Annotated in this window: 23 protein-coding genes and 1 tRNA gene; 17 read left to right on the top strand and 7 right to left on the bottom strand. The window is 32.0% G+C overall.

Annotation, left to right across the window (positions count from 1 at the left end; genetic code table 11):
* Nucleotides 1–8 precede the first annotated feature (8 nt).
* Nucleotides 9–1562: a ribonuclease Y gene (rny, locus tag A0083_RS06335; RefSeq protein ID WP_120759877.1), complete on the bottom strand. Its 1554-nt coding sequence runs from the start codon at nt 1560–1562 to the stop codon at nt 9–11.
* The gene (locus A0083_RS06330) at nt 1495–2115 is read right to left on the bottom strand and encodes a 5-formyltetrahydrofolate cyclo-ligase (protein ID WP_197552872.1); all 621 of its coding nucleotides are present in this window, start codon (nt 2113–2115) and stop codon (nt 1495–1497) included. The genes rny and A0083_RS06330 overlap by 68 nt, the downstream gene beginning before the upstream one ends.
* A gap of 67 nt (nt 2116–2182) precedes the next feature.
* Between A0083_RS06330 and A0083_RS06325 the strand changes: the two genes are divergently transcribed.
* From A0083_RS06325 to A0083_RS06290, 8 genes are all read left to right on the top strand, one after another.
* Nucleotides 2183–2728, top strand: coding sequence for a TlpA family protein disulfide reductase (locus A0083_RS06325; RefSeq protein WP_120759873.1), 546 nt, complete (start codon nt 2183–2185; stop codon nt 2726–2728).
* Nucleotides 2728–3594 (top strand): signal recognition particle-docking protein FtsY, encoded by an 867-nt coding sequence (gene ftsY, locus A0083_RS06320; RefSeq protein WP_197552870.1) that lies wholly within the window; start codon nt 2728–2730, stop codon nt 3592–3594. Before A0083_RS06325 ends, ftsY begins: the two co-directional genes overlap by 1 nt.
* A 3-nt stretch (nt 3595–3597) precedes the next feature.
* On the top strand, nt 3598–4938 hold the full coding sequence (gene radA / locus A0083_RS06315) for a DNA repair protein RadA (protein WP_197552868.1): 1341 nt from the start codon (nt 3598–3600) through the stop codon (nt 4936–4938).
* Nucleotides 4929–6437, top strand: a complete 1509-nt coding sequence (locus A0083_RS06310) for a phytoene desaturase family protein (protein ID WP_197552866.1) — start codon at nt 4929–4931, stop codon at nt 6435–6437. The genes radA and A0083_RS06310 overlap by 10 nt, the downstream gene beginning before the upstream one ends.
* A gap of 62 nt (nt 6438–6499) precedes the next feature.
* Nucleotides 6500–7180, top strand: a complete 681-nt coding sequence (locus tag A0083_RS06305) for a F0F1 ATP synthase subunit A (RefSeq protein ID WP_197552864.1) — start codon at nt 6500–6502, stop codon at nt 7178–7180.
* 119 nt (nt 7181–7299) lie between these two features.
* Complete coding sequence (gene gatB / locus A0083_RS06300) at nt 7300–8718, top strand: Asp-tRNA(Asn)/Glu-tRNA(Gln) amidotransferase subunit GatB (protein WP_197552862.1); 1419 nt, start codon at nt 7300–7302, stop codon at nt 8716–8718.
* A 1-nt stretch (nt 8719) separates the two neighbouring features.
* Nucleotides 8720–9622, top strand: coding sequence for an NAD(P)H-dependent glycerol-3-phosphate dehydrogenase (locus A0083_RS06295; RefSeq protein ID WP_197552860.1), 903 nt, complete (start codon nt 8720–8722; stop codon nt 9620–9622).
* A complete protein-coding gene (locus tag A0083_RS06290) occupies nt 9619–10782 on the top strand; it encodes a metal-dependent hydrolase (RefSeq protein WP_197552858.1) in 1164 nt (387 codons plus the stop codon). The genes A0083_RS06295 and A0083_RS06290 overlap by 4 nt, the downstream gene beginning before the upstream one ends.
* A gap of 11 nt (nt 10783–10793) precedes the next feature.
* On the opposite strand, the gene cetZ is transcribed toward A0083_RS06290, so the two are convergent.
* The 4 genes from cetZ to A0083_RS06270 all read right to left on the bottom strand — a co-directional run bounded on the left by cetZ (nt 10794) and on the right by A0083_RS06270 (nt 13063).
* Nucleotides 10794–12089 (bottom strand): energy taxis response protein CetZ, encoded by a 1296-nt coding sequence (gene cetZ / locus A0083_RS06285; RefSeq protein ID WP_197552856.1) that lies wholly within the window; start codon nt 12087–12089, stop codon nt 10794–10796.
* 76 nt (nt 12090–12165) lie between these two features.
* Nucleotides 12166–12600: a hypothetical protein gene (locus tag A0083_RS06280; protein WP_197552854.1), complete on the bottom strand. Its 435-nt coding sequence runs from the start codon at nt 12598–12600 to the stop codon at nt 12166–12168.
* A gap of 25 nt (nt 12601–12625) precedes the next feature.
* Nucleotides 12626–12711: transfer RNA gene (locus tag A0083_RS06275), tRNA-Leu, on the bottom strand.
* A 28-nt stretch (nt 12712–12739) separates the two neighbouring features.
* On the bottom strand, nt 12740–13063 hold the full coding sequence (locus tag A0083_RS06270) for a F0F1 ATP synthase subunit C (protein ID WP_012661906.1): 324 nt from the start codon (nt 13061–13063) through the stop codon (nt 12740–12742).
* 195 nt (nt 13064–13258) lie between these two features.
* Between A0083_RS06270 and A0083_RS06265 the strand changes: the two genes are divergently transcribed.
* The 5 genes from A0083_RS06265 to pckA are packed head-to-tail and all read left to right on the top strand — an operon-like array spanning nt 13259 to nt 20728.
* Nucleotides 13259–14611: a sodium-dependent transporter gene (locus tag A0083_RS06265; protein WP_120759851.1), complete on the top strand. Its 1353-nt coding sequence runs from the start codon at nt 13259–13261 to the stop codon at nt 14609–14611.
* Between the two features lie 9 nt (nt 14612–14620).
* Complete coding sequence (locus tag A0083_RS06260) at nt 14621–15958, top strand: sodium-dependent transporter (RefSeq protein WP_120759849.1); 1338 nt, start codon at nt 14621–14623, stop codon at nt 15956–15958.
* Between the two features lie 9 nt (nt 15959–15967).
* Entirely contained in the window at nt 15968–17302 is a 1335-nt protein-coding gene (locus A0083_RS06255) for a sodium-dependent transporter (RefSeq protein ID WP_120759847.1), read from the top strand.
* 57 nt (nt 17303–17359) lie between these two features.
* Entirely contained in the window at nt 17360–19144 is a 1785-nt protein-coding gene (locus tag A0083_RS06250) for a biotin/lipoyl-containing protein (RefSeq protein ID WP_120759846.1), read from the top strand.
* Nucleotides 19145–19153: 9 nt separating this feature from the next.
* Entirely contained in the window at nt 19154–20728 is a 1575-nt protein-coding gene (pckA, locus tag A0083_RS06245) for a phosphoenolpyruvate carboxykinase (ATP) (protein ID WP_197552852.1), read from the top strand.
* A 17-nt stretch (nt 20729–20745) separates the two neighbouring features.
* Here pckA and A0083_RS06240 read toward each other — a convergent pair whose 3' ends face one another.
* The gene (locus A0083_RS06240) at nt 20746–21111 is read right to left on the bottom strand and encodes a histidine triad nucleotide-binding protein (protein ID WP_120759842.1); all 366 of its coding nucleotides are present in this window, start codon (nt 21109–21111) and stop codon (nt 20746–20748) included.
* A 93-nt stretch (nt 21112–21204) separates the two neighbouring features.
* On the opposite strand from A0083_RS06240, the gene pheS reads away from it, so the two are divergent.
* From pheS to A0083_RS06220, 4 genes are read left to right on the top strand one after another with little or no spacing between them, the layout of a single operon-like run.
* A complete protein-coding gene (gene pheS / locus A0083_RS06235) occupies nt 21205–22188 on the top strand; it encodes a phenylalanine--tRNA ligase subunit alpha (RefSeq protein ID WP_197554645.1) in 984 nt (327 codons plus the stop codon).
* A complete protein-coding gene (pheT, locus tag A0083_RS06230) occupies nt 22185–24515 on the top strand; it encodes a phenylalanine--tRNA ligase subunit beta (protein WP_197552850.1) in 2331 nt (776 codons plus the stop codon). Before pheS ends, pheT begins: the two co-directional genes overlap by 4 nt.
* Entirely contained in the window at nt 24512–25798 is a 1287-nt protein-coding gene (aroA, locus tag A0083_RS06225; protein ID WP_197552848.1) for a 3-phosphoshikimate 1-carboxyvinyltransferase, read from the top strand. The genes pheT and aroA overlap by 4 nt, the downstream gene beginning before the upstream one ends.
* Nucleotides 25788–26624, top strand: a complete 837-nt coding sequence (locus A0083_RS06220; RefSeq protein WP_120759836.1) for a 4-hydroxy-3-methylbut-2-enyl diphosphate reductase — start codon at nt 25788–25790, stop codon at nt 26622–26624. Before aroA ends, A0083_RS06220 begins: the two co-directional genes overlap by 11 nt.
* The last annotated feature ends 12 nt before the right edge of the window (nt 26625–26636 follow it).

Here is a 26636-nt window from a genome sequence, read left to right as displayed (position 1 = left end):
GAGTGGCCTTATTTTGCAAAATCAATAGCTCTAAGTTCTCTGATGACATTGACTTTAATTTCACCAGGATATTGTACTTTTTCTTCGATTTCTTGGGCGATTTCTTTTGCTAAAAGTACAGACTCATCATCATTGACTAATTTGGCATTTACGATAACTCTAATTTCTCTACCGGCATTGATTGCATAAGCTTTTTTAACACCTTCTTTGCTTTTTGCTATATCTTCAAGTTCGCTTACTCTTTTTAAGAATGCTTCAAGTACTTCACGTCTTGCACCAGGACGCGCAGCGCTTAATGTGTCAGCTGTGCAAACTGCGGCAGATTCTATACTCGTTGCTTCTTCGTGTCCATGGTGGGCATAAATAGCATTGATGACTACAGGGTGCTCTTTATATCTTTTGCAAAGTTCAGCTCCTAAATCCACATGCGAGCCTTCAAATTCATGGGTTAATGCTTTGCCAATATCATGTAAAATTCCCGCTCTTCTTGCTAGTTTTTCATCTCCACCGCATTCTGCAGCTATGATTCCTGCTAAGTGTGCTACTTCTAAAGAATGTGCTAGCGCATTTTGTCCATAACTTGCTCTATATCTTAGTTTTCCTATTAGTTTTACAATTTCAGGGTGAATTTGATTTAAACCTAGATCCATTACGATAGTTTGACCTTCTTCTAAAATACTATCATCAAATTCTTTACAAACTTTTTCATGAATTTCTTCTATTTTTGCAGGTTGTATTCTTCCATCTTCTACTAAAAGTTCAATCACCTTTGTAGCTATGGCGCGTCTATAGAGATTAAAACAGCTTACAATAATCGCTCCTGGTGTATCATCAATGATGATATCAACTCCTAAAACCATTTCTAATGTTTTGACATTACGGCCTTCTTTGCCTATAATACGCCCTTTTAGTTCATCGTTTTTAATATTAACCACATTGATCAGTCTTTCAGCGGCAAATTCTCCTGCAAATCTTGAAGTAGCTTGTGCTAGAATGAAATTAGCTCTTCTTTTAGATTCATTTCTTGCTTCTTCTTCGTGTTTTCTTACAATATGTGCGATTTCAGCTCTTGAGTTTTCTTCAACCTTTTGTAAGACTATAGCTCTTGCTTCTTCTTGTGTAAGACCTGCTGAGTGTTCAAGAATTTTTAACACCTCATTGAGTTTTGCTTCGTAGTTACGTTTTAAATTATCGTTTTCTTCATGCAATGCTTTGATGACTTGTTGTTCTTTGATGAGTTTGTTTTTATTTTCTTCGTGAAGTTTTTCTTGATAGTGTAAACTTTGTTCTTTTTTGTGCAACTCTTCTAACTTTAACGAATGTTCTTTTTGCAGTTTTTGAATTTTTTCATCGAATTTTTTCTTAGCGGCAAATTCAGCTTCAGCTACTGAATTTTTAGCATCTTTAAGCGTAAGCTCGGCTTCGTATTCTATGGCTTTTGCTTTTGCTTTTGCTTGTTCTAAAAAGATGTTGAAATTTGCATCGTTAATCTTTTTAGCGACTACATACCCAATCCCTCCGCCTATAAAAACGGCTATTAATGCTACTAGTATTTCTATCATGGTTTTTAACTTTCCTAAAATATTTTTTATAAGGGTTTATATAAAAATTTCCTTTTACATCGTGTTCTTGGCTAAAAGCTTTTTCGCCCTTTGCGTTTAACATTTGTGTAAAAATCACCAAGGGTTTTTGATAAGAAATAGATTCAAAAAATCTATCGTAAAAGCCTTGACCATGACCAATTCTTCCTAAATTTGCATCTACTCCTATAACAGGAATAATCGCAACATCAATGCGAGTTTGCAAAAAAGAATCTTTTGGCTCATATACCCCAAAACTCTTTTTATCAAGAGTTAATCTTAATTTTACTACCTTTAAACTTTTATCTTGCATAAATGGAACGAAAATTTGATATTTTTTTGCTAAAAGATGTCTGAATTTATAAAGATTGATTTCGTATTTTAAAGGGATGTAAAGAAGTATATTTTTGCAGGTTTTATGCTTTTGTAGAATTTTTTTCACTTCTAAAAATACAGAAAAATCTCTTTTGTATTGGTATTTTAATCTTAATTTCATTCTAGATTTTTGTTTTATTCTAAAATTATTTTTTATCAAGGCTATCCTTAAGTTTTTTAACTTTTTATGTTATACTTTTAAGCTTAAAAAATCATAAGGATAGGACTTGAAGATTAAAATTTTACTAGCAATTTTTGCTATGATTTTTTTTACATCATGCTCTAAAGAGAATGAAAACTCAAGTAGTGAAAACACTGAAATAGCAAGTTTGAATCAAAGCGAAAATACGGACTTTACTTTAAAATTTTTAGATGGTAGAAAAATGTATATTAAATACCACGAACAAGACTTTAAATTTGATGATACTGCCAAAGCTAAGTTGTTTTTGTTTTTTACAACATGGTGTGCACCTTGTAAGGCAGAAATTCCACATTTAAACAAGTTGCATCAAAAATACCAAGATCGCTTCGAAGTTATAGCGCTTTCTTTGGAAGAAAATAAAGAAAAAGAATTGTTAGAATTTATACAAGCAGAGAAAATGATTTTTCCTGTAGCCATAGGAGAGAGCAATTTTGCTTTTTCTAAGATACTAAGTGTTAGTGCTGTGCCAACAATGGTTTTGTTTAATGCAAAAGGCGAGAAGATTAAAGAGTATTTAGGGTTAATTCCTGAAGAAATGTTAGATATAGATATACAAAAAGCGATAATGTAATGTTGGGATTTTTAAAAAACGGTTTAAAAAAAACTTTAGAAAGTATTCATTTAGTTAAGGCCTCTAATAAGCTTGTTACTAAAGACTTGTTAGAAGAAATGCTTTTAGAAGCTGATGTGGCATATGAGATAGTTGAAGAAATTATTTACTACCTTCCTCCAAGTGATGAGGTTAAAAAAGCTGACTTAGAACGCGTTATGGGGACTTATTTTATCTATGATAAGCCAGAACTTGCTAATGCTAAGCCTTTTGTGGATTTAATTTTAGGCGTAAATGGTGTAGGTAAAACTACAAGTATTGCCAAAATGGCACATTTGCATAAGGAAAATGGCGAAAAAGTTATATTAGGAGCTTGCGATACTTTTAGAGCAGGGGCAATCGAACAGCTGAAATTATGGGCGCAAAAGTTAGATATGGATATCATAGCTACTTCGCAAGGACATGATCCTTCAGCAGTTGCATATGATGCTATTTCTAAAGGCTTATCTAAAAATTATGATAGAGTTATTTTAGATACTGCAGGACGCTTGCAAAATCAAAAAAATCTTGCTAATGAACTTGAAAAAATTGTTCGAATTAGCGACAAAGCTATGCAAGGGGCGCCTCATAGAAAAATTCTTGTGCTTGATGGTACTCAAGGTGTAGCTGGAATTTTGCAAGCAAAAGCTTTTAATGATTTAGTTAAGCTTGATGGAGTGGTGATTACCAAGCTTGATGGAACGGCTAAAGGTGGAGCTTTGTTTAGTATAGCAAGAGAGCTTGAACTTCCTATTTTGTATGTAGGAGTAGGGGAGCAGTTGGGACAAATTCATGAGTTTAATCCTAGAGAATATGTTAAGACTTTAGTAGAAGAGATTTTTGCGTAATTTATGGCTAAAAAACATATTTTATTTGAATGTCAAGCTTGTGGAAATCAACAGAGTAAATGGCTTGGAAAATGTCCTGAATGTGGGTCATGGGATAGTTTTGTTGAGTTAAAGCAAGAACAAATTAAAGTTTTAAAAGAACTAAACTCACCTTCAAACACTCCAAGTTCTGCTGTATGTATTAACGATGTTGTGGCAGAAAATTTTACGCGTATAAGTACTGATGATAATGAGCTTGATTTAGTTTTAGGCGGTGGGCTTGTTGTGGGCTCTTTAGTATTGATAGGAGGTTCCCCAGGAGTTGGAAAATCTACGCTTTTGCTAAAGATTGCTTCAAATCTAGCCAAAGGTAGCAAAAAAGTACTTTATGTAAGTGGTGAAGAGAGTAAGTCGCAAATTAAATTACGTGCAGATCGCTTGAATGCAAATTGTGAAAATTTATTTTTGCTCACAGAGCTTTGTTTGGAAGATATTTTGAGTGAGCTTTCTAAAAAAGACTATGAAATTTTGATTATTGATTCTATACAAACTTTATATTCTAACAAAATCACTTCAGCTGCGGGTAGCATTACCCAGGTGAGAGAGATTACTTTTGAATTAATGCGTTATTCTAAGGCAAATAATATTAGTACTTTTATCATAGGGCATATTACCAAAGATGGGGCGATAGCAGGACCTAGAATTTTAGAACACATGGTAGATGTAGTGCTTTATTTTGAAGGTGATGCTAATAAAGAAATAAGAATTTTAAGAGGTTTTAAAAATCGTTTTGGGAATATTGCTGAAGTTGGTATTTTTGAAATGACCTCAAAGGGTTTAATTAGCGCCAAAGATATAGCTAATCGATTTTTTACTCGTGGCAAGGCAGTAAGTGGTAGTGCTTTAAGTGTGGTAATGGAGGGCAGTAGAGCTTTGGTGTTAGAAATTCAAGCCTTAGTTTGTGAAAGTGCTTACCCAAAACGTAGTGCAACAGGCTATGAAAAAAATCGTTTGGATATGCTTATAGCTTTGCTTGAGAGAAAGCTTGAAATTCCTTTAGGACATTATGATGTTTTTATTAATGTAAGTGGTGGGGTAAAAATCAGCGAAACCGCAGCTGATCTAGCGGTAGTTGCAGCGATTATTTCTAGTTTTAAAAACCGTCCTTTAAGTAAAGATAGTGTTTTTATAGGAGAGCTTAGCTTAAATGGTGAAATCAAAGAAGTATTTTCACTTGATGTGCGTTTAAAAGAAGCAAAAATGCAAAAATTTAAAAACGCCATAGTACCAGTTAAGCCTATGGAGGAACCAGGTTTAAAATGTTTTATAGCCAAAGAATTACGTGAGGTTTTAGAATGGATGTAAAATTTGATGTGATTGTTATAGGCTCAGGGCTTGGTGGTTTAAGTGCGGGTGCTTTTTTGGCTAAAAATGGCAAAAAAGTTTTGGTTTTAGAGCAGCATTCTTTAATCGGTGGTTGTGCTACTTGCTTTAAAAGAAAAGGTGCTTTGATAGATGCGGGATTACATGAAATGGATCTAGGTGAAGCTGCAACCGATATGAAGCATTTGGTTTTTGAGAAGCTTGGTATAAAGGATAAAATTGAAATTTTGCCTTTGCCAAATGCATGGAGTATCAAAAGTAAAAACTATAATCTAACCTTACCACATGGCATAGAAAAGGTAAAAGAGACTTTAAAACAAGAATTTCCACAAGAACACAAAGGTATTGATAAGTATTTTAAAGCTATAAAGATGCAAGCTTATGCCATTCGAAGATTTCCTTGGGATTTAAAGCTAAATGAGTTGTTATTATTTCTTTTTACAACTTCTTGGATATTTTTAAAAAACCAAATTTTAAATAAAAAAGTATATGATGTTTTAAATGCATATATTAAAAATGACAAGTTAAAAAAGATCCTGAATGCAAATTTGAGTTATTATCATCATGATAGTAAAGAATTTATCTTTTCTTATCATGCTATTGCGCAAAAGCACTATTATGATGGTGGGGTTTATATTAAAGGCGGTTCTCAGGCTTTAAGTGATGCTTTAGCTGAAGTTATCAAAGAAAATCAAGGGCAGGTTTTAGCCAAGGCTGAAGTGGTAAAAATACTCACGCAAGATCATAAGGCATGTGGAGTAGAATATACTCATAAAAATGAAACTCACACGGTTTATGCGCAAAAAATTATTGCAAATTGCGATCCTTTGATTGTTTATAAAGATTTATTGAAAGATTTAAACTTAGACCATGAAATCAAAGCAATTGAATCTAAAAAACGCGCTAGCTCTTTGGTAAGCGCTTATTTTATTTATGATAAGAATATTTCTGAAATTTATAAAAACATGGATTATTGTAATTTTATTTTTGATGAGGAATTTTTAAATAGCTCTTATGAAAATACCAACATCCTAGCACTTCACTTTAAGCAAAGACCAATGGCATTTATTAATTATTCTAAAATAGATAGTGGTTTATCAGAAAAATACTATATAGGTGTTGTGGCTTTTAGTTCAAATTATGATGAATGGGATCTTGATAAAGAAACTTATAAAAATAAAAAAGAAGAGGTGTTGAATTCTATTATTCAAAGATTAGATGAAATTTTTCCAAATTTAAGTTCGCATCTAATCCACAAAGAATTAGCTACTCCAAAAACTATACAAAGATATACTAAAGCTTATAAAGGCACGATTTATGGTTTTTCGCAAGATCAAGAAGGTGCTAAAAATAGACTGCATTATAAAAGTAAAAGCATAGAAAATTTGTATTTTGCAAATTCTTTTATTTTTCCTGGAGGCGGTTTTACGGGTGCGATTTTGGGTGGATATTTTTGTGCGAATAAAATGAATTTTCATTAAAATATAAGCAATTTTTTTTTATAATATTAGCTTTGAAATAATTATTCTGCTAAGGATTTTTAATGAAGGATTTATTTTTATTTAGTTCTTTTATAGATTCTAGTCACACTTTTGCTTACTTTTTTCATTTGGCTATAGTAGTTGTGATTTCTTTGGTTTTAGCAAAACTTGCTACAAGATCTATGCAAATTGTTCCAAGAGGAAGTCAAAATTTAGCTGAAGCCTATATGGAAGGTATTTTAAGTATGGGTAGAGACACCATGGGTAGCGATGAAGCTGCGAGAAAGTATTTGCCATTAGTTGCAACCATAGGTTTTATCGTATTTTTTAGCAATATCATCGGGATTATACCAGGTTTTGAAGCTCCAAGTGCTAGTTTGAATTTTAGTGCTTCTTTGGCGATTATTGTATTTGTGTATTATCACTTTGAAGGAATTAGAGCGCAAGGATTTTTTAAATATTTTGCTCACTTTATGGGGCCTGTAAAAATTTTAGCACCTTTAATGTTTCCTATTGAGGTTGTTTCCCACTTTTCAAGAGTTATTTCATTATCATTCCGTTTGTTTGGTAATATCAAAGGAGATGATTTATTCTTAGCAGTTATTTTAGCTCTTGTACCTTGGGTTGCGCCATTGCCAGCTTACATGTTGCTTACTTTTATGGCATTTTTGCAATCATTTATTTTTATGATTTTAACTTACGTTTATCTTGCGGGCGCCACTGTAGTTGATGAACATCATTAATATATGAAAAAGCAAAATAATTTTGCTTTTTCATTTTTTGTATACTTCTTTTATTCTTTTTTAAACTCTTTTTGAAATAAAAAACGCTAAAATAAATAAAAAAATTAAGGAAAAATTTAATGTTTGAAGTTGTTATAGGACTTGAAGTTCATGCACAATTAAATACAAAAACAAAAATCTTTTGCTCATGTGCAACTTCTTTTGGAGAAAAATCAAATACAAATGTATGTCCGACATGTTTAGCTTTACCAGGTGCTTTGCCTGTGTTAAATCAAGAAGCAGTAAAAAAGGCTATTGCATTTGGCAAAGCAGTTAATGCAACAATCAACAAAAAAAGTATTTTTAATAGAAAAAATTATTTTTATCCTGACTTGCCAAAAGCTTATCAAATTTCACAATTTGACATACCTATAGTGGAAAATGGTGAGTTATTGATCAATGTAAATGGAGAAAATAAGCGCATAGGTATCACAAGAGCGCATTTAGAAGAAGATGCGGGAAAAAATATACACGAGAATAATTTTTCAAAAGTTGATTTAAATAGAGCGGGAACACCTTTGCTTGAAATTGTTAGTGAGCCTGAACTTAGAAGTTCTGATGAGGCGGTGGCTTACTTAAAAAAACTACATTCTATTATAAGATTTTTAGATATTTCAGATGCAAATATGCAAGAGGGTAGTTTTCGATGTGATGCAAATGTAAGTATTCGTCCAAAAGGAGATGATAAACTTTACACTAGAGTTGAAATTAAAAATTTAAATTCCTTCCGTTTTATCCAAAAAGCAATTGAATATGAAGTAAAACGCCAAAGTGAAGCGTGGGAGGATGGAAAATATGAACAAGAGGTTGTACAGGAAACAAGATTATTTGATACGGTTAATTTAGTAACTAGAAGCATGAGAGGTAAAGAAGATTCAGCAGAGTATAGATATTTCCCTGATCCTGATCTTTTGCCAGTTATCTTAGAAGATGACATGTTAAATCAAGATATACCAGAACTTCCTGATGAAAAAAAAGCTAGATTTACAAGTGAATTAGGTATTAAAGAAAGTGATAGTGAAGTGATTGTATCTTCGTTGGAGCTTTGTAGATATTTTGAGTATTTAATTGATCAAAAATTAAATCCAAAATTATGTGTTACTTGGCTTACAACTGAACTAATGGGGCTTTTAAAAGGCGAATTGACTATAGAAAACTCGCCTATAAAACAAGAAAAATTAGCTATTTTGATCAAGCGTATAGAAGAGGGTGTAATCAGTGCTAAAGCGGGTAAAGATATCTTAGCTTATGTGTTTGAAAATACAGAAGTTGAAATCGATGAAGCTATTGACAAGCTTGGTTTAAAACAAGTGAGTGATGATGGTGCGATTGAAAAGATCATTGATGAAATTTTAGCAAGTAATGAAGATAAGGTCGCTGAGTATAAAAGTGGTAAAGATAAACTTTTTGGCTTCTTTGTTGGTCAGGCGATGAAAGCAGGTAAGGGTGCATTTAACCCTGCTAAAGTGAATGAAATCTTAAAAGTAAAACTTGGTTAAAATGAAAATAGCAGTTGTTGGCGCAGGAAAATGGGGAAGTGCTTTATATGATGCATTGAGTGTTAAAAATGAATGTGTGATTACTTCATTTCATGAGAAGAATCTTCCTTATTTTGTCAACACGCAAAAGGCCATGGAGAGTGAGTGTTTGGTTTTTGCTTTATATGCACAAGGAATACATGAGTGGCTAAAAAATCACTTTCAGGATTTAGGTCAAAAAATTCTAGTTGCTTCTAAGGGTATTGACTGTAAAAGCTTAAAATTTATGGATGAGGTTTTTTCTGAATTTGTGGGTAGTGATAGGCTTTGTTTTTTAAGTGGGCCATCATTTGCGAGTGAAGTTTTAGAAAAAAAACCTTGTGCTTTAGTGCTTAGTGGTAAAAATCAAGAGCTTTGTAATCAGTTTGCAAGCTTTTTTCCAGCTTATATTAAAACCTATACAAGTTTTGATGTCAAAGGTGCTGAAATTTGTGGAGCTTATAAAAATGTTTTAGCAATTGCAAGCGGAGTTTGTGATGGCTTAAATTTGGGCAATAACGCAAGAGCTTCTTTGGTGTCAAGAGGTTTGGTAGAAATGCACCGTTTTGGACAGTTTTTTAATGCTAAAGAAGAAACATTTTTAGGGCTTAGTGGTGCAGGAGATTTGTTTTTAACTGCTTCAAGTAATTTATCAAGAAATTACAGAGTAGGGTTTAATTTAGCTAAAAACAAAACAATTGATTTGATTTTAAAAGAACTTGGTGAGGTAGCTGAAGGAGTACAAACTGCTTATGCAATTCATTCTTTAGCTAAGCAACACCAAATTTATACTCCAATTGTCAATGAGGTGGTTTTAATGCTAGAAGGTAAAAATGCTTGGGAGTCTTTAAAAGACCTAATGGCATCTAAGGAGGAAGCACAATGATTATCAAAAATGCAAAAATATACGGCGAACAAGAATTGGATCTTAAAATAGAAAATGGCAAAATCACTCAAATTGAACAAAATTTGAATGGCGATGAGCAAATGATCGATGCTGAAGGTAAAACACTTTTGCCTTCTTTGATTGATTTAAATGTTGCCTTGCTTGATAATGAATTCAGTATTACAAAACTATATGAATTAGAAAAAGCATGTTTAAAAGGCGGAGTTGGGACTATTGTTTTAAAAGATAGTATGGAAGCAAATCTTCAAGGATATGCACTTTATTTTGACAAATTGCAATCACTCGATGTAAATATCTTACCTAGTGTTAATGTGTTAGATAAAGAAGCTAAAATGAAAAATATTGCTACCTTGGTTGATATGGGCGCAAAGGCTTTGGAGGTTTCAAGTACATTAGGAGCAAATTTTTTAAGACAAAGCATGCAGTATGCGCATATGAAAGAAGTGCCGGTTTTTTTAAAATGCTTTGACGAAAATTTTGATGATCATGGTGTAATGAATGATAGCCAAATGAGTTTTGAGCTTGGATTAATAGGGATTAGTGATATAGCCGAAACAAGTGAAGTTGCAAAAATGAAAGAATTGGTAGATTTTTATCAAAACAATGCTTGTTTTAGTGCATTAGGTGTTGTGAAATCTTTTGAGCTTTTGAAAGATCATCAAAGTGAAATTTCCATTCATCATTTAGCTAAAGATGAAAACGCAAGCGAGTGTTTTAATACACAAGCAAAAATTTTACCACCTTTAAGATCGAAAAATGAACTTTCATGTCTTATAAAAATGCTTCAAGATGGAAAAATTACCTTTTTAACTTCATTGCATACTCCTAGAACTAAAAAAGATTTGGCGTTTGATGAAGCAGATTTTGGAGTGGACGCTATAGCTGTATATATGAGTTTGTGTTATAGTTATTTGGTAAGGACAAATATTTTATCATGGAAAGAGCTTTGTGATCTAGCAAGCTATCATCAAGCACAATTTTTAGGTTTAAATAAAGGTAAGATAGCAGTAGGATATGATGCAGATTTAGTTGTATTTGATGAAAGTGTTTCCTTTAAGGGTGAAGGTTTGTATCAAAATGATATTTTGCAAGGTAGAGTAGAAAAAAGTTTTATCGGCGGAAAAGTTTTTAGCGTTTAAGCTAAAAACTTTTATTTATTTTGCATAGCTTGGGCTACTTGAGCAGAGCTATTTCTAATTTTTTCCATGCATTCTCTAGCTTCTTTAGCTAAATCTACGCTTTGATTTACTCCGCTTAATCCATCTTTAATGCTTTGTACTACTTCAGCGGTTACATTTCTGATTGAATTAATTGTAGTGGTGATTTCACTAACTGAATGTCCAGTTCTTTCAGCTAGATTTCTAACTTCATCTGCAACCACAGCAAAGCCCCTGCCATGTTCTCCTGCTCTAGCAGCTTCTATAGCAGCATTTAATGCAAGTAAATTGGTTTGATCTGCAATATCACTAATAGTTTGAATGATATTTTTAATTTCTTCTGATTGCTCATTTAAAGATGAAACCAAATTACTACTATTATTCATCATGTCAGCAATATTTTGAATATTTTGAACAGTGTTTTCTATTACACTATCGCCTTCTTGAGTTAGGTTGTCATTTTGATCAGCAAGTTCACTGATAAGTTTGAGTTTTTCTTCATCTCTTACTACTTGCTCGGTGATATCTGTTGCAAATTTGATGACTTTATAGATTTCCCCATCATCGTTTTTGATAGGATTATAACTTGCTTCTAGGTGGATAAGTTTATTATTTTTACCATAGCGTATAAATTTTCCAGACTGGAATTTTCCACTTCTTAGTTCCTCCCAGAAGATGGTATATTCTTTTGAATTTCTAAATTTTTCTTCACAGAACATACTATGGTGTTTTCCTTTGATTTCACTTAGTGAATAACCCATGGTTTGAGTAAAATTGTCATTTGCGTTTAAAATTTCACCATAAGGATTAAATTCAATAATAGCCATAGAGCGGTTAGCAGCATCAATGGTATTTTTTAAATCTAACATTTCATAATGTCTTTGTGTGATATCGTTAGCAAATTTAATTACTTTGTAAACTTCGTTGTTTTGATTTAAAATAGGCAGATAGTTTGCTTCAAGGTAAATATCTTTACCGCCTTTTGCAATACGTCTAAAAAGACCATTTCTTGATTTTCCGTTTTTTAAATCTTTCCAAAAATCACTATAGCGTTGAGATTTTACAACTTCAGGTAAGCAAAACATACTATGATGTTTTCCTTTGATTTCATCTAAAGAGTAATTCATTGTCTTTAAAAAATTTTCATTTGCTTTGATGATGGTTCCATCTGTTTGGAATTCTATCATTGCCATTGTTTTGCTTATTGCATTAAGTATATCTTGAAAAGCTTGATTTGAATGCTCTAGTTGTGCAATTTGCTCATTAAATTTTTTCTTGTTTGTAAACATAATTGCAAGTCCTTTCTTACATAGTATTATCTAATACCATTATATAACGTAATTTACAATAAATTATTGGTATATATTAGCTTTTTGTTAAATTAGAAAATTTATCTTGAAGTGTTATTCTTGTAGTTTCGTTGATTTGTTCAGCGTTTTGAAGATATTTTTCATTGATGCTTTCTAGTTCTTTTAAAAAATCAAAAAGTGTTTCCTCCCATAAGATGCTATCTTTTTTGCTTAAATTCATAGTCTGAATATGGTTAAGTTTTCTGCTCATATCACTTAGATTTTCCAAAAATTGATCTTTGGTATTCTCATCAATAAGTTGAAAATGATTGTATAGTAGGTTATTTTTGATCTTTCTGATCTCTTCATTGATTTGATCGCAAAATTCAGGATAAATATCGCTTTTAATAGGTTCAAGTAATTTTTTCTCATCAAGTTTTAGTGTGTAGTTTTTTATAGCAAAGAAAAGAACTAAAAAAGCTAATGCGCTGATTAAAAGATAAAAAGTCATTTTGTTTTGAGTGTTCCTTAAAATATGGTGCGGTTAGCGAGATTTGAACTCGCACACGCTGAGCGCACCACCCCCTCAAGATGGCGTGTCTACCAGTTCCACCATAACCGCAAAAAGCCCAAATAGGGCTTTGAAAGTATTAAGCTGCTACCAATGCTTGGAATGGGTTAGCATAAAGAGCGATAAGCGCGATAACAAGTGCATAAATAACTTGAGCTTCGATCATCGCTAAAGCAATAAACATAGTTGTCATTAATTTTCCGCCAAGACCTGGGTTTCTAGCAGTACCTGCGATAGTTGCTGCTGCAGTGTTACCCATACCGATCGCTCCACCTAGTGCTGCAACACCAAGTCCTAGACCTGCTGCTAAGATAGAAAATGAAGCCAACCATTGGTTCATAGAACCTTCAGCTGCAAATGCAAAACCGCTTAAAGCTAACATTAAAAAAACGATTTTTTTCATGATTTTTCCTTAAAAATAATTTTAAATCCTTTCGGCTTGCGTATCCCTACTCGAGATTTTAAAAGCGTGATTATACTCCATTTTAGCTTTAAAATTATTGAAATTTATATTATTGTATCTATTTTAAAACAAATTAAAGTTTTTTTTGGCTACATTAAGCACTTTTATAGTTTTATAAAATTTAAGGTTATCTTTATGAATGAAAAATTTTCTAAAATAGGCTTTATTTTAGCTGTGGCAGGATCTGCTGTGGGATTAGGAAATGCTTGGAAATTTCCAACCTTAGTAGGACAAAATGGTGGTTCAGCATTTGTGCTTTTATATTTAGTTTTAACTTTGGCTGTTGGTTTTGTGATTTTTTTAGCAGAGCTAAGCATTGGTAAACTAAGTGAAAAAGACCCGGTTAATGCTTATTATACTCTAGCACCAAAACATAAAAGAGCGTGGTCGATAGTTGGTTTTTCTTTAATTGGTGCTATTTTGATTGTTTCTTTTTATAGTGTAATTATAGGTTGGATTGTTAAATATGCTTATTTTGGATTTTTTTCTTTGCCTAAAACTATAGAAGAAAGTGGAGCTGTTTTTGAAAACTTACTAAATCAAGATGTGGTATCGCAATTTGTATGTTTTACTTTTGTTTTTGCGGTGATTTTTTATGTAGTTTCAAAAGGTGTTAAGAGTGGTATAGAAAAGCTGAATGTTTGGATGATGCCAAGTTTATTTATTTTGTTAATTTTAATGCTCGGTTATTCTTTTAGTATGGATGGTTTTTCTAAGGCAAGTGAATTTTTATTTGTGCCTGATTTTTCTAAACTTGGGGTTGGTGCTTTTTTAAGTGCTTTAGGACTTGCTTGTTTTTCTTTATCTATAGGTGTGGGTTCGATTATAACTTATTCAGCAAGCTTACCTGATAAGACAAATTTTATTAGTAGCACGATTAATATTATTATCATTAATATCATCATTGGTTTAATGATGGGGCTTATCGTATTTACTTTCATATTTGAATTTAATGGCAATCCATCACAGCAAGGCCCTGGTTTGATCTTTGTGTCCTTGATGAGTTTATTTTCTAATATAGATCCTATAAGTTTTTTACCTTTAGGAAATATTTTAGCCATAGCATTTTTTGTTGCATTGTTTTTTGCAGGTGTTACTTCGGCGGTTTCTATGATAGAGCCTTTGGCTTTTTATTTGATTAATTCTTATAATTTTACAAGAAAAAAAGCTTTGATTTTTATTGCTTTTGTTGTTTACATTTTGGGTAGTTTGTGTATATTATCGAATATTGAATGGAGTAAAGACTCATTAGAAATTTTTGGAAAAACTTTCTTTGATATCTTAGATTTTATCGCTTCTAATTTAATGATGCCTTTAGGTGGATTGTTTGGTGCTATATTTGTAGGATTTGTACTTAAAAAAGAAGTCTTACAAACACTGTTTTACCCATATATGAAAGGTATATTTTTTGAATGTTGGTATTTTTTTGTGAGATACATTTCTCCTTTAGCTGTGATTTTAATCATGGTAAAACAATTATTTTTTTAAGGTTAAAAGATGAATGAAAAATTTTCTAAAATAGGCTTTATTTTAGCCGTAGCAGGATCTGCTGTGGGGCTAGGAAATGCTTGGAAATTTCCAACTTTAGTTGGTAATAATGGTGGATCGGCTTTTGTTTTTGTGTATTTGCTTTTAACCTTATTAGTAGCTTTTGTGATTTTTTTAGCAGAGCTAAGCATTGGTAAACTAAGTGAAAAAGATCCGGTTAATGCTTATCATACTTTAGCGCCAAAGCATAAAAAGGCATGGTCTTATGCGGGTTTTTTTATGTTAGGTGCAATCATTTTAGTGTCTTTTTATAGCGTGGTGATAGGTTGGATAGCCAAGTATGCTTATCTTGGTTTTTTTGAACTTCCAAAAAATACTAGTGAAGCAGGTGTGGCTTTTGAAAACTTACTAAATCAAGATGTGGTATCGCAATTTGTATGTTTTACTTTTGTTTTTGCAGTGATTTTTTATGTAGTTTCAAAAGGTGTTAAGAGTGGTATAGAAAAACTGAATGTTTGGATGATGCCAAGTTTATTTATTTTGTTAATTTTAATGCTTGGTTACTCTTTTAGTATGGATGGTTTTTCTAAGGCAAGTGAATTTTTATTTGTGCCTGATTTTTCTAAATTAAGTGTTGATTCCATATTAGATGCGCTAGGTCTTGCATTTTTTAGCATGTCTTTAGGGGTATGTGTGATTTTAACTTATGCGGCAAGCTTGCCTGATAAGACAAATTTTATTAGTAGTGCTTTTAATATCATTATTATCAACACCATCATTGGTTTGATGATGGGGCTTATTGTGTTTACTTTTATTTTTGAATTTGGTGCTGATCCAACTCAACAGGGACCAGGGCTTATTTTCATATCATTAACTACGCTTTTTGCAAAGTTGGGATTTTTAGGAAATATTTTAGCCATAGCCTTTTTTATTGCGTTATTTTTTGCAGGAATCACCTCGGCTATTTCTATGATAGAGCCTTTCACTTTTTATCTAATAAACCGTTATCAAATTTCAAGAAAGAAAGCTTTGGTTTTTGTAGGTGTGATAGTGTATTTTCTTGGAAGTTTGTCTATACTTTCTTTTTATCATGTAAGTGCACCAAGTTTAAATTTCTTTGGAAAAAGTTTTTTTGATATTTTAGACTTTTTCATACAAAATTTACTCATGCCAATTTCTGCATTGATTACTGCATTTTTTGTGGGATTTGTGATTAAAAAAGAAGCTTTGCAAAAATTATTTCAGCCTTTTATGCGCGGTGTGTGTTTTGAAGTGTGGTATATCTTTTTAAGATATATTTCTCCTTTAGCAGTGATTTTAATCATGGCTAGACAGCTTTTATTCTAAGGCGTTAAAATGAATGATAAATTTTCTAAAATCGGCTTTATTTTAGCCGTAGCAGGTGGAGCTATAGGACTTGGAAATGCTTGGAAATTTCCAACCTTAGTAGGGCAAAATGGTGGTTTTGCATTTGTGCTTTTGTATTTGCTTTTAACAATTAGTGTGGGATTTTGCGTGTTTTTGGCTGAAATTGCCATGGGAAGATTAAGTCAAAGTGATCCTGTAAATGCCTATAAAAGCCTAGCAACCAAATACGCTCATAAGTGGAAATTCGCGGGATTTTTTATGCTTGGCGGAATTTTTGTACTTTCGTTTTATTTAGTGATCATGGGTTGGGTTTTAAAGTATATGGTTACTTCAGTTTATTATTTACCTAGTAATACTCAAGAAGCGAGTGCTTTGTTTGGTAATTTGATACAAAATAGCATCTTAGAAAGTAGTGTGTATTTTCTTATTGCGTTTTTTCTTACTTTATTTGTGGTTTCAAGAGGGGTAAAAAGTGGTATAGAAAAATTAAATATTTGGATTATGCCAAGTTTATTTATCATGCTTATTTTGATGCTAGTATATTGTTTTTTTCAAGATGGTTTTAAAGAAGCATTTGTGTATTTGTTTTATCCTGATTTTAGTAAATTAAGTTTAAATTCAGTATTGACAGCATTAGGACTTGCATTTTTTACCTTGTGTTTGGGTATAGGTTGCATTACAACTTATGCGGCGTCATTAAAAGATGATACTAATTTGATCACAAGTTCAATGGTGATTGTGCTTTTAAATATTCTCATTGGCTTGATGATGGGGCTTATTGTGTTTACTTTTATATTTAAATTTAATGCCAATCCAGCAGAAGGTGCGGGCTTAGTTTTTATTTCTCTAACAACACTGTTTTCCAATTTAGACAGTGTTTTGGGACATTTTTTGGCTTTTTATTTTTTCTTGGCTTTATTTTTTGCAGGAATTACCTCGGCTGTTTCCATGATAGAACCTTTTACTTTTTATCTTGTAAATGAGTATCAAATTTCAAGAAAGAAAGCCTTGATTTTTATAGGTTTGGTGGTTTTTGTTTTAGGAATGAGTTGTATTTTATCTTTTAGTGCAAGCTATGGAGCTAGTTTTAGCTTTTTTGGATTGAGCTTTTTTGATATTTTAGATAAGTTAACATCTAATTTTATGCTACCTTTGGGCGTGATTGCAAGTGCTATCTTTGTTGGCTTTTTTATGGATAAAGAAAAAATATATCACTTATTTTCTAAATTTATGAGTCGAAGGGTTTTTGAAGTGTGGTATTTCTTGTTAAGATTTATTGCTCCTTTATCAATTATTATCATTATGTTAAACCAAATTTTATAAATTTGTTTTTTAAGAAAGTAAAGTTATAATTGTATGGAGTAAAAAAAAGGAAATGTTATGGCTAAAAAATTAATCGATGTGATGGATACCACTTTTAGAGATGGTTTTCAATCTGTTTATGGCGCTAGAGTTTTAATGAATGACTTTTTTCCTGCTTTAGAAGCGGCCAAAGAAGCAGGAATTACGCATTTTGAATTTGGTGGTGGAGCTAGATTTCAGAGTTTATTTTTTTATTTAAATGAAAATGCTTTTGAAATGATGGATAAATTTAGAGCCATTGTTGGAAAAGATGCAAATTTACAAACTCTTGCAAGGGGTGTAAATACCGTAGCGCTAGATACAGGTAGCAAGGAAATTATTGACTTGCATGCAAAGATGTTTGCAAAACATGGCACAACTACTATAAGAAATTTTGATGCATTAAATGATGTAAATAATCTAAAATTTAGCGGAGAATGTATAGTTAAACATGGTTTAAAACATGAAATTACTATCACACTGATGGATCTTCCTCCTAAATGCAAAGGCGCACATGATGTACCTTTTTATGAGAAAATCTTAAAAGAAATTTTACAAGCTCAAATTCCTTTTGATAGTATATGTTTTAAAGATGCAAGTGGCACCTCTAATCCAAATAAAATTTATGAAGTTATAAAAATGGCTAGAAAAAACTTGCCTGAAAATACACATATAAGATTACATACTCACGAAACAGCAGGGGTAAGCGTGGCATGTTATTTAGCAGCCTTAGAAGCAGGTGCTGATGGGATAGATTTAGCAGCTGCGCCAGTGAGTGGTGGTACTTCTCAGCCAGATATCTTAACCATGCTACATGCATTAAAAGGTAGTAATTTTGATCTTGGTTTAGATGAGGAGAAAATTTTAAAATATGAAGATGTGTTAAAAGATTGCTTGAAAGATTATTTTTTACCACCAGAAGCAACAGCAGTTAATCCTTTAATACCTTTTTCTCCTATGCCAGGTGGAGCATTAACTGCCAATACTCAAATGATGAGAGATAATAATATCTTAGACAAATTCCCGCAAGTGATCAAGGCAATGCAAGAAGTAGTGGAAAAAGGTGGATATGGTACTTCGGTTACTCCTGTGTCGCAGTTTTATTTTCAGCAAGCTTTTAATAATGTTATGTTTGGTCCTTGGAAGAAAATCGCAGAAGGATATGGAAAAATGGTTTTAGGTTATTTTGGTAAAACTCCTGTTGCTCCAGATGCTGAAGTGATTAAACTTGCAAGCGAGCAGTTAAAATTAGAGCCTACAACAAAATTGGCTACAGATATCGCTGATGCTGATGAGAGTAAAAGCATAGCATATATTAAAAATATTTTAGAAAAAGAAAATTTAGAAACAAGCGAGGAAAATATTTTTATTGTTGCAGCTTGCAAAGAAAAGGGAATTGCCTTCTTAAAAGGTGAGGCGAAAGTAAATGTTAGAAAAAATAACAAACTAAAACCAAGTGTTATTAATGAAAATCAATTCACTGTTTCTGTTAATGGCAACAAATACCATGTTGAGGTAAGTCCAGGTTTTGATAGAGATGTAAATGTTAAAAGTGCTGTAAAAGTAAATACAGATAAGGCAGAAGTGAAAAAAACACAAGTAAATGACAATGCTAATGCAATCGTTGCAAGTATGAATGCAAATGTTTTTAAAATACTAGCAAAAGAAAATGATACTGTTAAGGTTGGTCAAGTAGTAGCAGTCCTTGAAGCAATGAAGATGGAAATTGAAATTACTGCAGGAAAAGATGGGGAGATCGCAGAAATTTTAGTAAATGCAGGTGAAAGTGTGAGCGAAGGTCAAGCTTTGATGACTTATAAATAAGGAGGCAAAATGAAAGGTTTAGAAAAATTAGGTTTAGAAAATATTGGGCAAATTTTTCATAACATCAGCTACGATGAGCTTTTAAAGCATGAAAAAAACAACCAAGAAGGTGTTTGTACTAAAAATGGTACCTTTAGTGTGGATACTGGAATTTTTACCGGAAGAAGTCCTAAGGATAAATATTTTGTAAAGCAAGATCCTTCACAAAAATATATTGCTTGGGGTAAGATTAATCAACCTATTAGCGAAGAGTTATTTGAAAAGCTTTTAGCAAAAGCAAAAAAACAACTTAGCAACAGCGATATCTATATTCAAGATGCATTTTGCGGTGCTTCTTTGAAAAGCCGTAAAGCTGTGCGTTTTGTAACACAGATCGCTTGGCAAGCACATTTTGTAAAAAATATGTTTATTCGTCCAAAAGAAGAAGAACTTGCAGAATTTGAACCTGATTTTGTAGTATATAATGCATGTAAATGCGTGAATGAAGACTATGAAAAAGATGGTTTAAATTCAGAGGTTTTTGTGATATTTAATATAGAAAAAAATATCGCAGTAATTGGTGGAACTTGGTATGGTGGAGAAATGAAAAAAGGAATTTTTTCTATGATGAATTACTGGTTGCCACTAGAAAACAAGCTTCCTATGCATTGTAGTGCTAATGTTGGGGAAAAAGGCGATGTAGCGCTTTTCTTTGGACTTAGTGGTACAGGCAAAACTACACTTTCAACTGATCCAAAAAGAAAACTAATCGGAGATGATGAGCATGGTTGGGATGATGAGGGTGTGTTTAATTTTGAAGGAGGTTGTTATGCAAAATGTATTAACCTTGATCCTCAAAGTGAGCCAGAAATTTATGGAGCAATCAAACAAAATGCACTTTTGGAAAATGTAGTTTTAAGAGATGATTTAAGTGTTGATTTTAATGATGGATCAAAGACTGAAAATACTAGAGTTTCTTATCCGATAGAGCACATTTTAAATCATGAACCAAGCCTTAGCGCAGGACATCCAAACAATATCATTTTTCTTTCAGCTGATGCTTTTGGTGTTTTACCTCCAGTTAGTAAATTAAACAAAGAACAAGCGATGTATTATTTCTTAAGCGGTTATACTGCCAAAGTTGCAGGAACTGAAAGAGGTATCACTGAACCAGTTGCGACTTTTTCAGCTTGTTTTGGCGAGGTATTTTTGCCATTACACCCAACTGTTTATGCAAAACTTTTAGGTGAAAAAATCAGCAAGTATAATGTTAATGTTTATTTAGTAAATACTGGTTGGAGCGGTGGAGCTTATGGCATAGGTAAGAGAATGAGTATTAAAGCAACAAGAGCTTGTATTAATGCGATTTTAGATGGTAGTATTCAACAATGTGAATTTGAAAATTATGATTTATTTAATCTTGCAGTTCCAAAAGAATTAGCAGGTGTAGAAAGCAAGCTACTTAATCCTGTTAATACTTGGGAAGATAAAAAAGCTTATGAAGAGACAAAATTAAAGCTTGCAAAAATGTTTATAGAAAATTTCAAACGCTATGAAGATGTCAAAGAAGGAGCAGAGTTTAAGCTAGCTGGTCCTATGATCTAAAAAGAGTTTGACTCTTTTTAGAATAAAGATTCAGGGTTGATTTGAGCTTCTTTGTTTTTTGGAAGCTCAAATCCGCCTAGCATGTGAAAATGCAAATGGAATACTTCTTGCCCGCTATTTTTACCACAATTAGTGATTAATCTATATCCGCTTTTGTCTAGTCCTAAGAGGGTAGCTAATTCTTGGATAAATTGTGTCATTTCTCCCATTAATTCAGGTCTTAATGCTTGAAAATTTTCAAAATGCTCCTTTGGAATGATTAAAATATGAATAGGTGCTTTGGGGTTGATATCATGAAAAGCCAAAAACTTTTCACTTTCTAAAACTTTATTGGCAGGAATTTTTCCTTCTACGATAAGTTCAAATACAGTTTTTTCTCTCATTTAACGATCCTTTTTTTATCATTTTTGCTAATTTTAAATAATTTTACATTAGAATGTTTAAAAAAAATTTAGTTGGAGCTAAAATTGCAAGATATGATAAGTAAAATTGCTTCTGCAAATACTTTAGCAGAACTTGAAAATATAAAAGTAAGTGTTTTAGGTAAAAAAGGTATCTTGACTTTGGAATTTGTAAAGTTAAAGGATTTGCAAGGTGAAGAAAAGAAAGAATTTGCTAATGGCTTAAATAAAGCAAGAGATGAATTTAACGAAGCTTACCAAGTAAAATTAAAAGAATTAGAAGAAAAAGCTTTAAATGAAAAAATGAAACAAGATGTACAGGATTTTAGTTTTTTTGATGAGACTTCAAATGCAGGTGCTTTACACCCAATCATGCAAACCATGGATAAAATCATAGAATATTTTACGGCTTTAAATTTCAGCATAGAAAAAGGGCCTTTGATTGAAGATGATTTTCATAATTTTGAAGCATTGAATTTACCTCAAAATCACCCTGCAAGAGATATGCAAGATACTTTTTATTTTGAAAACAAAACTTTGCTTAGATCGCAAACTTCTCCAGTGCAAATTAGAACGATGCTAGCACAACAACCACCTATTAGAATGATAGCACCAGGAGCGGTTTTTAGAAGAGATTTTGATATCACTCATACACCAATGTTTCATCAGGTTGAAGGACTTGTTGTAGAAGAGGGAGATAAAGTTAATTTTGCAAATTTAAAAGATATGCTTGAGCATTTTTTAAAACATATGTTTGGCGATGTAAAGGTGCGTTTTAGACCGAGCTTTTTTCCTTTTACAGAACCATCTGCTGAAGTAGATATTTCTTGTGTGTTTTGCAAGGGTTGTGGATGTAGAGTTTGTAAACACACAGGGTGGCTTGAAGTCCTAGGATGCGGTGTAGTAGATCCTAATGTTTATAAATTTGTAGGTTATAAAAATGTAAGCGGTTATGCTTTTGGTTTAGGGGTAGAGCGATTTGCTATGCTTTTACATAAAATTCCTGATTTGCGTTCTATGTTTGAAGGTGATTTAAGATTATTGGAGCAATTTAGATGATTATTAGTAGAAATTGGTTAAGTGAATGGATTGATTTAAGTGAGATATCAACACAAACTATAATAAATACTTTAAATTCTATAGGATTAGAAGTTGATAGCTTTAAAAGTGTGAAAGCTCCTGAAAAAGTTGTAGTGGGTAAGGTTTTAGAAAAAGTTAAACATGAAAATTCCGATAAATTAAATATCTGTAAAGTGGATGTTGGAAGTGAAGTTTTGCAAATTGTTTGCGGAGCTAAGAATGTTGATAAAGATCAGTTTGTTGCTGTATCTTTGGTAGGTGCGGTACTTCCTGGTGGACTCGAAATCAAACCCGCAAAACTTAGAGGAGTTGAATCAATGGGTATGATTTGCTCTTCTAGTGAACTTGGTTTTGGTAAAAGCAATGATGGTATTATGGTTTTAGATGAAAGCATGGGAGAGTTAGTTTTAGGAAAAGCTTTAAATACCTATGAACTTTTCAATGATGAAATAATTGAAATAGAACTTACGCCAAATCGTGGAGATTGCTTGAGTTTGTATGGTGTTGCTAGGGATCTAAGTGCGGCATTAGATCTAAATTTAAAAGAATTAAGTCCTTTGAAAGAAGGCGAAAATAGCGTAGGTATAGGAAGAATACTTAGTGTTAAAAACCAAAGCGATGTGGAAGGTTTTTTCGCATATAGAGCATTAGAAATCAAGGGAGAATTTAAACTAAACATTACAATAGGAATTCGTCTTGCATTGATCGAGGCTTATAAAAACAACCATATTGAAAATCTTTTAGCATATGCAACACATGCAAGCGGTGTGGTTTTTTGTGCTTATGATTTTCATAAGCTTTGTCAAGATTGTCATGTTGATGAGAAAATTACACTAGAAGTAAAAACTCAAGAGCATGGTGAATACGGAATTTATTATAAAGATGAGCTGATTGCTTTAGCAGGGATAGAACAAGAAGATAAGTATAAAATTAATAATGAGAGTAAAATTATCATCATAGAAGCAAGTTACACTCAACCTCAAATCATAGCTAATGCAGTAGCTTTTCATAAAAAGAAAAACGATACCATATACCGCACTTCAAGAGGCAGCGAACCTAAGCTTTCATTGGGAATGGAGTATTTATTTAATGAATGCTTGAAGATTAATGCTATGAGTGTTTTTTCAGGAAGTCAGCAAATCTTTAAAGAGTGCGAAGCAAAGGTTATTGGTATTTTTGGTACAGAGATTGATAAGATCATCGGTATGCCTATAGACAAAAATATTTTAGTTAAAATTCTTAAAAAATTAGGCTTTGAAATTAGTGTGATTAATGATGAGCAATTTAATATCAAAATTCCACTTCATCGCAGTGATATCGTGAATATTGCGGATATTAGTGAAGAAGTGGTAAGGATTATTGGCATTGATAATATTCCTTCAAGAGCTTTAGAATTTAGAGAAAAAAATCGTTTAAATCAAGTGTATTTTGACTATCAAGAAATAAAAAATTTAAGATTAAAAGCTAGTCATAATGGTTATTTTGAAAGTATTCATTATGTTTTAGATAATGAAGAAGAATTGGCACGCTTAGGTTTTAAATGTATAAAAAATAAATTAATCAACCCAATTACTAATGAATTAAATACACTAAGAAGTACTTTGATTAATCATCTTTTAAATGCTGCAAGTTTTAATTTGAGAAATTCTAAAAAGAAAATTAAGCTTTTTGAATGTGGTAGTGTTTTTGATGAGTTTTCAAATGAGCATACTAAATTTGCGATGATTTTTAGTGGTTACAAAGAAGAAGCTAAAATAGCAAACAAAGCCAAACCTGTTTTGGTGGATTTTTATACTTTTTTAGCTGAATTAAAAAGTATTATCGGCGAATATAGTTTGCAAAAATCAGAATATGTATTTTTAAGTCCATATGAGCAAGCAAATGTTTATAAAAATGGCAAACGCATAGGTTTTGTAGGTAGAGTGCATTTAAGCGTAGAAAATGAAAGAGATCTAGCAAAAACTTATATATGTGAACTTGATTTAGAAAGTTTAAAACAAGACTTTAAGATTGCCAAAGCTTACTCCAAATTTCCATCTATGAGTAGAGATTTAAGCGTGGTTATTCCTAAAGGTTTTGAATATGAAAAAATCAAACAAACCATTGTTAAATTAAACATCGAAAGATTAGAAAGCTTTAGAGTGGTGGATTTGTATACAGATGAAAATTTAGGTGAGTTTTATAGTTTAACCATTAATTTGGTGTTTAGAGATTTTGAAAAAACCTTAGAAGATAATATTGTTCTTGAGTATATTGACAAAATTATCAAAGCTCTAGATGATGAGCATGGTTTAAAACTTCGATGAAAATAAACTCCATTTCTTCTTTTGAAGCAAAGCTTGAAGATATAGCTTCTGATAAGTCTATATCTCATCGCCTTGCTATCTTTTCTTTGCTTACACAAGGAACTTGTAAAATCAAAAACTACTTAAAAGCGCAAGATACTTTGCATACTTTGGCGATTATTCAAGCTTTGGGTGCTGAAGTTAGCATGGATGAGGAATTTGTTTACATTAGGGCGCCACAGTATATAAAGTCTCCAAATTGTATTTTAGATTGTGGAAATTCAGGTACAGCTATGAGACTTTTGATTGGTATTTTAAGTGCCATAGAGGGCGAATTTTTTATTTTAAGTGGAGATGAGTATCTAAACGCAAGACCAATGAAAAGAGTAAGTGAGCCTTTAAAACATATAGGAGCTAAAATTTTTGGAAGAGATGAGGCAAATTTAGCACCTATTGCGATTCAAGGAGCAAAGTTAGAAGGATTTAACTTTACTAGCAATATTGCTTCAGCTCAGGTAAAATCGGCTTTAATTTTAGCGGCTTTATTTGCAAAAAAAGAAAGCTATTTTAAAGAAATTGAACTTTCAAGAAATCACAGTGAAATTATATTAAATAAAATGGGTGCATGTATTGAGTATTTAAATCAAGAAAAAACTTCTATAAAAATACAACCATTAAAAACAAAACTCAAAGCATTCGAAATATGTGTGCCAAATGATCCATCATCGGCATTTTATTTTGCACTAGCAGCTTGTATTTTACCTCATTCAAGGGTTGTTTTGAAAAATGTTTTATTGAATAAAACGCGCATTGAAGCTTTTAAAATTTTAGAAAAAATGGGTGCAAAAATCACATACTATCTTGATAATGATGAGTTTGAAAGTATCGGAGAAATTTGTGTTGAAAGTGCACCTTTAAAAGCAGTAAGTGTAAATGAAAATATTGCGTGGTTGATTGATGAAATTCCAGCTTTAGCTATAGCTTTTGCTTGTGCTAGTGGTAAAAGTGTTATAAAAAATGCTAAAGAATTGCGCGTAAAAGAAAGTGATAGAATCAAATCAATCGTATTAAATTTACAAAAATGTGGCATAAATGCCAAAGAATTTGAAGATGGTTTTGAGGTAGAAGGCGGGGAAGCCAAATGTGCTAAGATCAAAAGCTATGGAGATCATAGAATCGCAATGAGTTTTTTGATTTTGGGATTAAAATGCAACATGGAAGTAGATGATTGTGAGTGTATTAAAACCTCTTTTCCAAATTTTATTGAAATTTTAAAACAAATAGGAGCTAAAGTTGGAGATTGAATTAGCAAAAAGTTATGGTTTTTGTTTTGGTGTAAAACGAGCGATAAAAAAAGCAGAACAGATTAAAGATGCAGCTACTATAGGACCCTTGATTCATAATAATGAAGAAATCACAAGATTATGGAAAAATTATAATGTTAAAACATTGAATGATATTAATGAATTAAGTGCTGAAAAAAAGGCGATCATTAGAACTCATGGTATTACAAAGCAAGATTTAGAAAAGTTAAAGCAAAAAGATATAGAAATTTTTGATGCAACATGTCCTTTTGTAACTAAGCCGCAAAAAATTTGTGAGCAAATGAGCAATGAAGGCTATGAAGTGGTGATTTTTGGCGATGAAAATCATCCTGAAGTAAAAGGCGTTAGAAGTTATGTAAGTACAAAAGCTTATGTGGTACTTGATGAGAAAGAATTGCTTGATGTAAAACTACCTTCAAAAGTTGCTGTGGTATCTCAAACAACAAAGAAGATAGAAAAATTTATGGAGATTGTAAATTTTTTAATGCTTAGGGTTAAAGAGGTGCGTGTTTTTAATACCATATGTGATGCAACTTTTAAAAATCAAGAGGCGATTAATGAGCTTGCAAAAAAAAGCGATGTGATGATAATAGTTGGAGGTAAAAATTCAGCTAACACCAAACAACTTTTTTTAATAGCTAAAAATTACTGCGAAGATAGTTATTTGATAGAAAACGAAAAAGAAATCCAAGAAGAGTGGTTTAGTGGTAAGAAAAAGTGTGGCATTAGCGCAGGGGCTTCTACACCTGAGTGGGTGATTAATTTGGTTTTAGAAAAAATCAAAGAATACGCCAAAATTAACTAAGTTTAAAGAAAA

The sequence above is a fragment of the Campylobacter sp. 2014D-0216 genome, assembly GCF_014931215.1.
Lineage (GTDB): Bacteria > Campylobacterota > Campylobacteria > Campylobacterales > Campylobacteraceae > Campylobacter_D.
The sequence above is the reverse complement of the archived record's forward strand: the minus strand, read 5'-3'. Positions and strand labels throughout refer to the sequence as shown.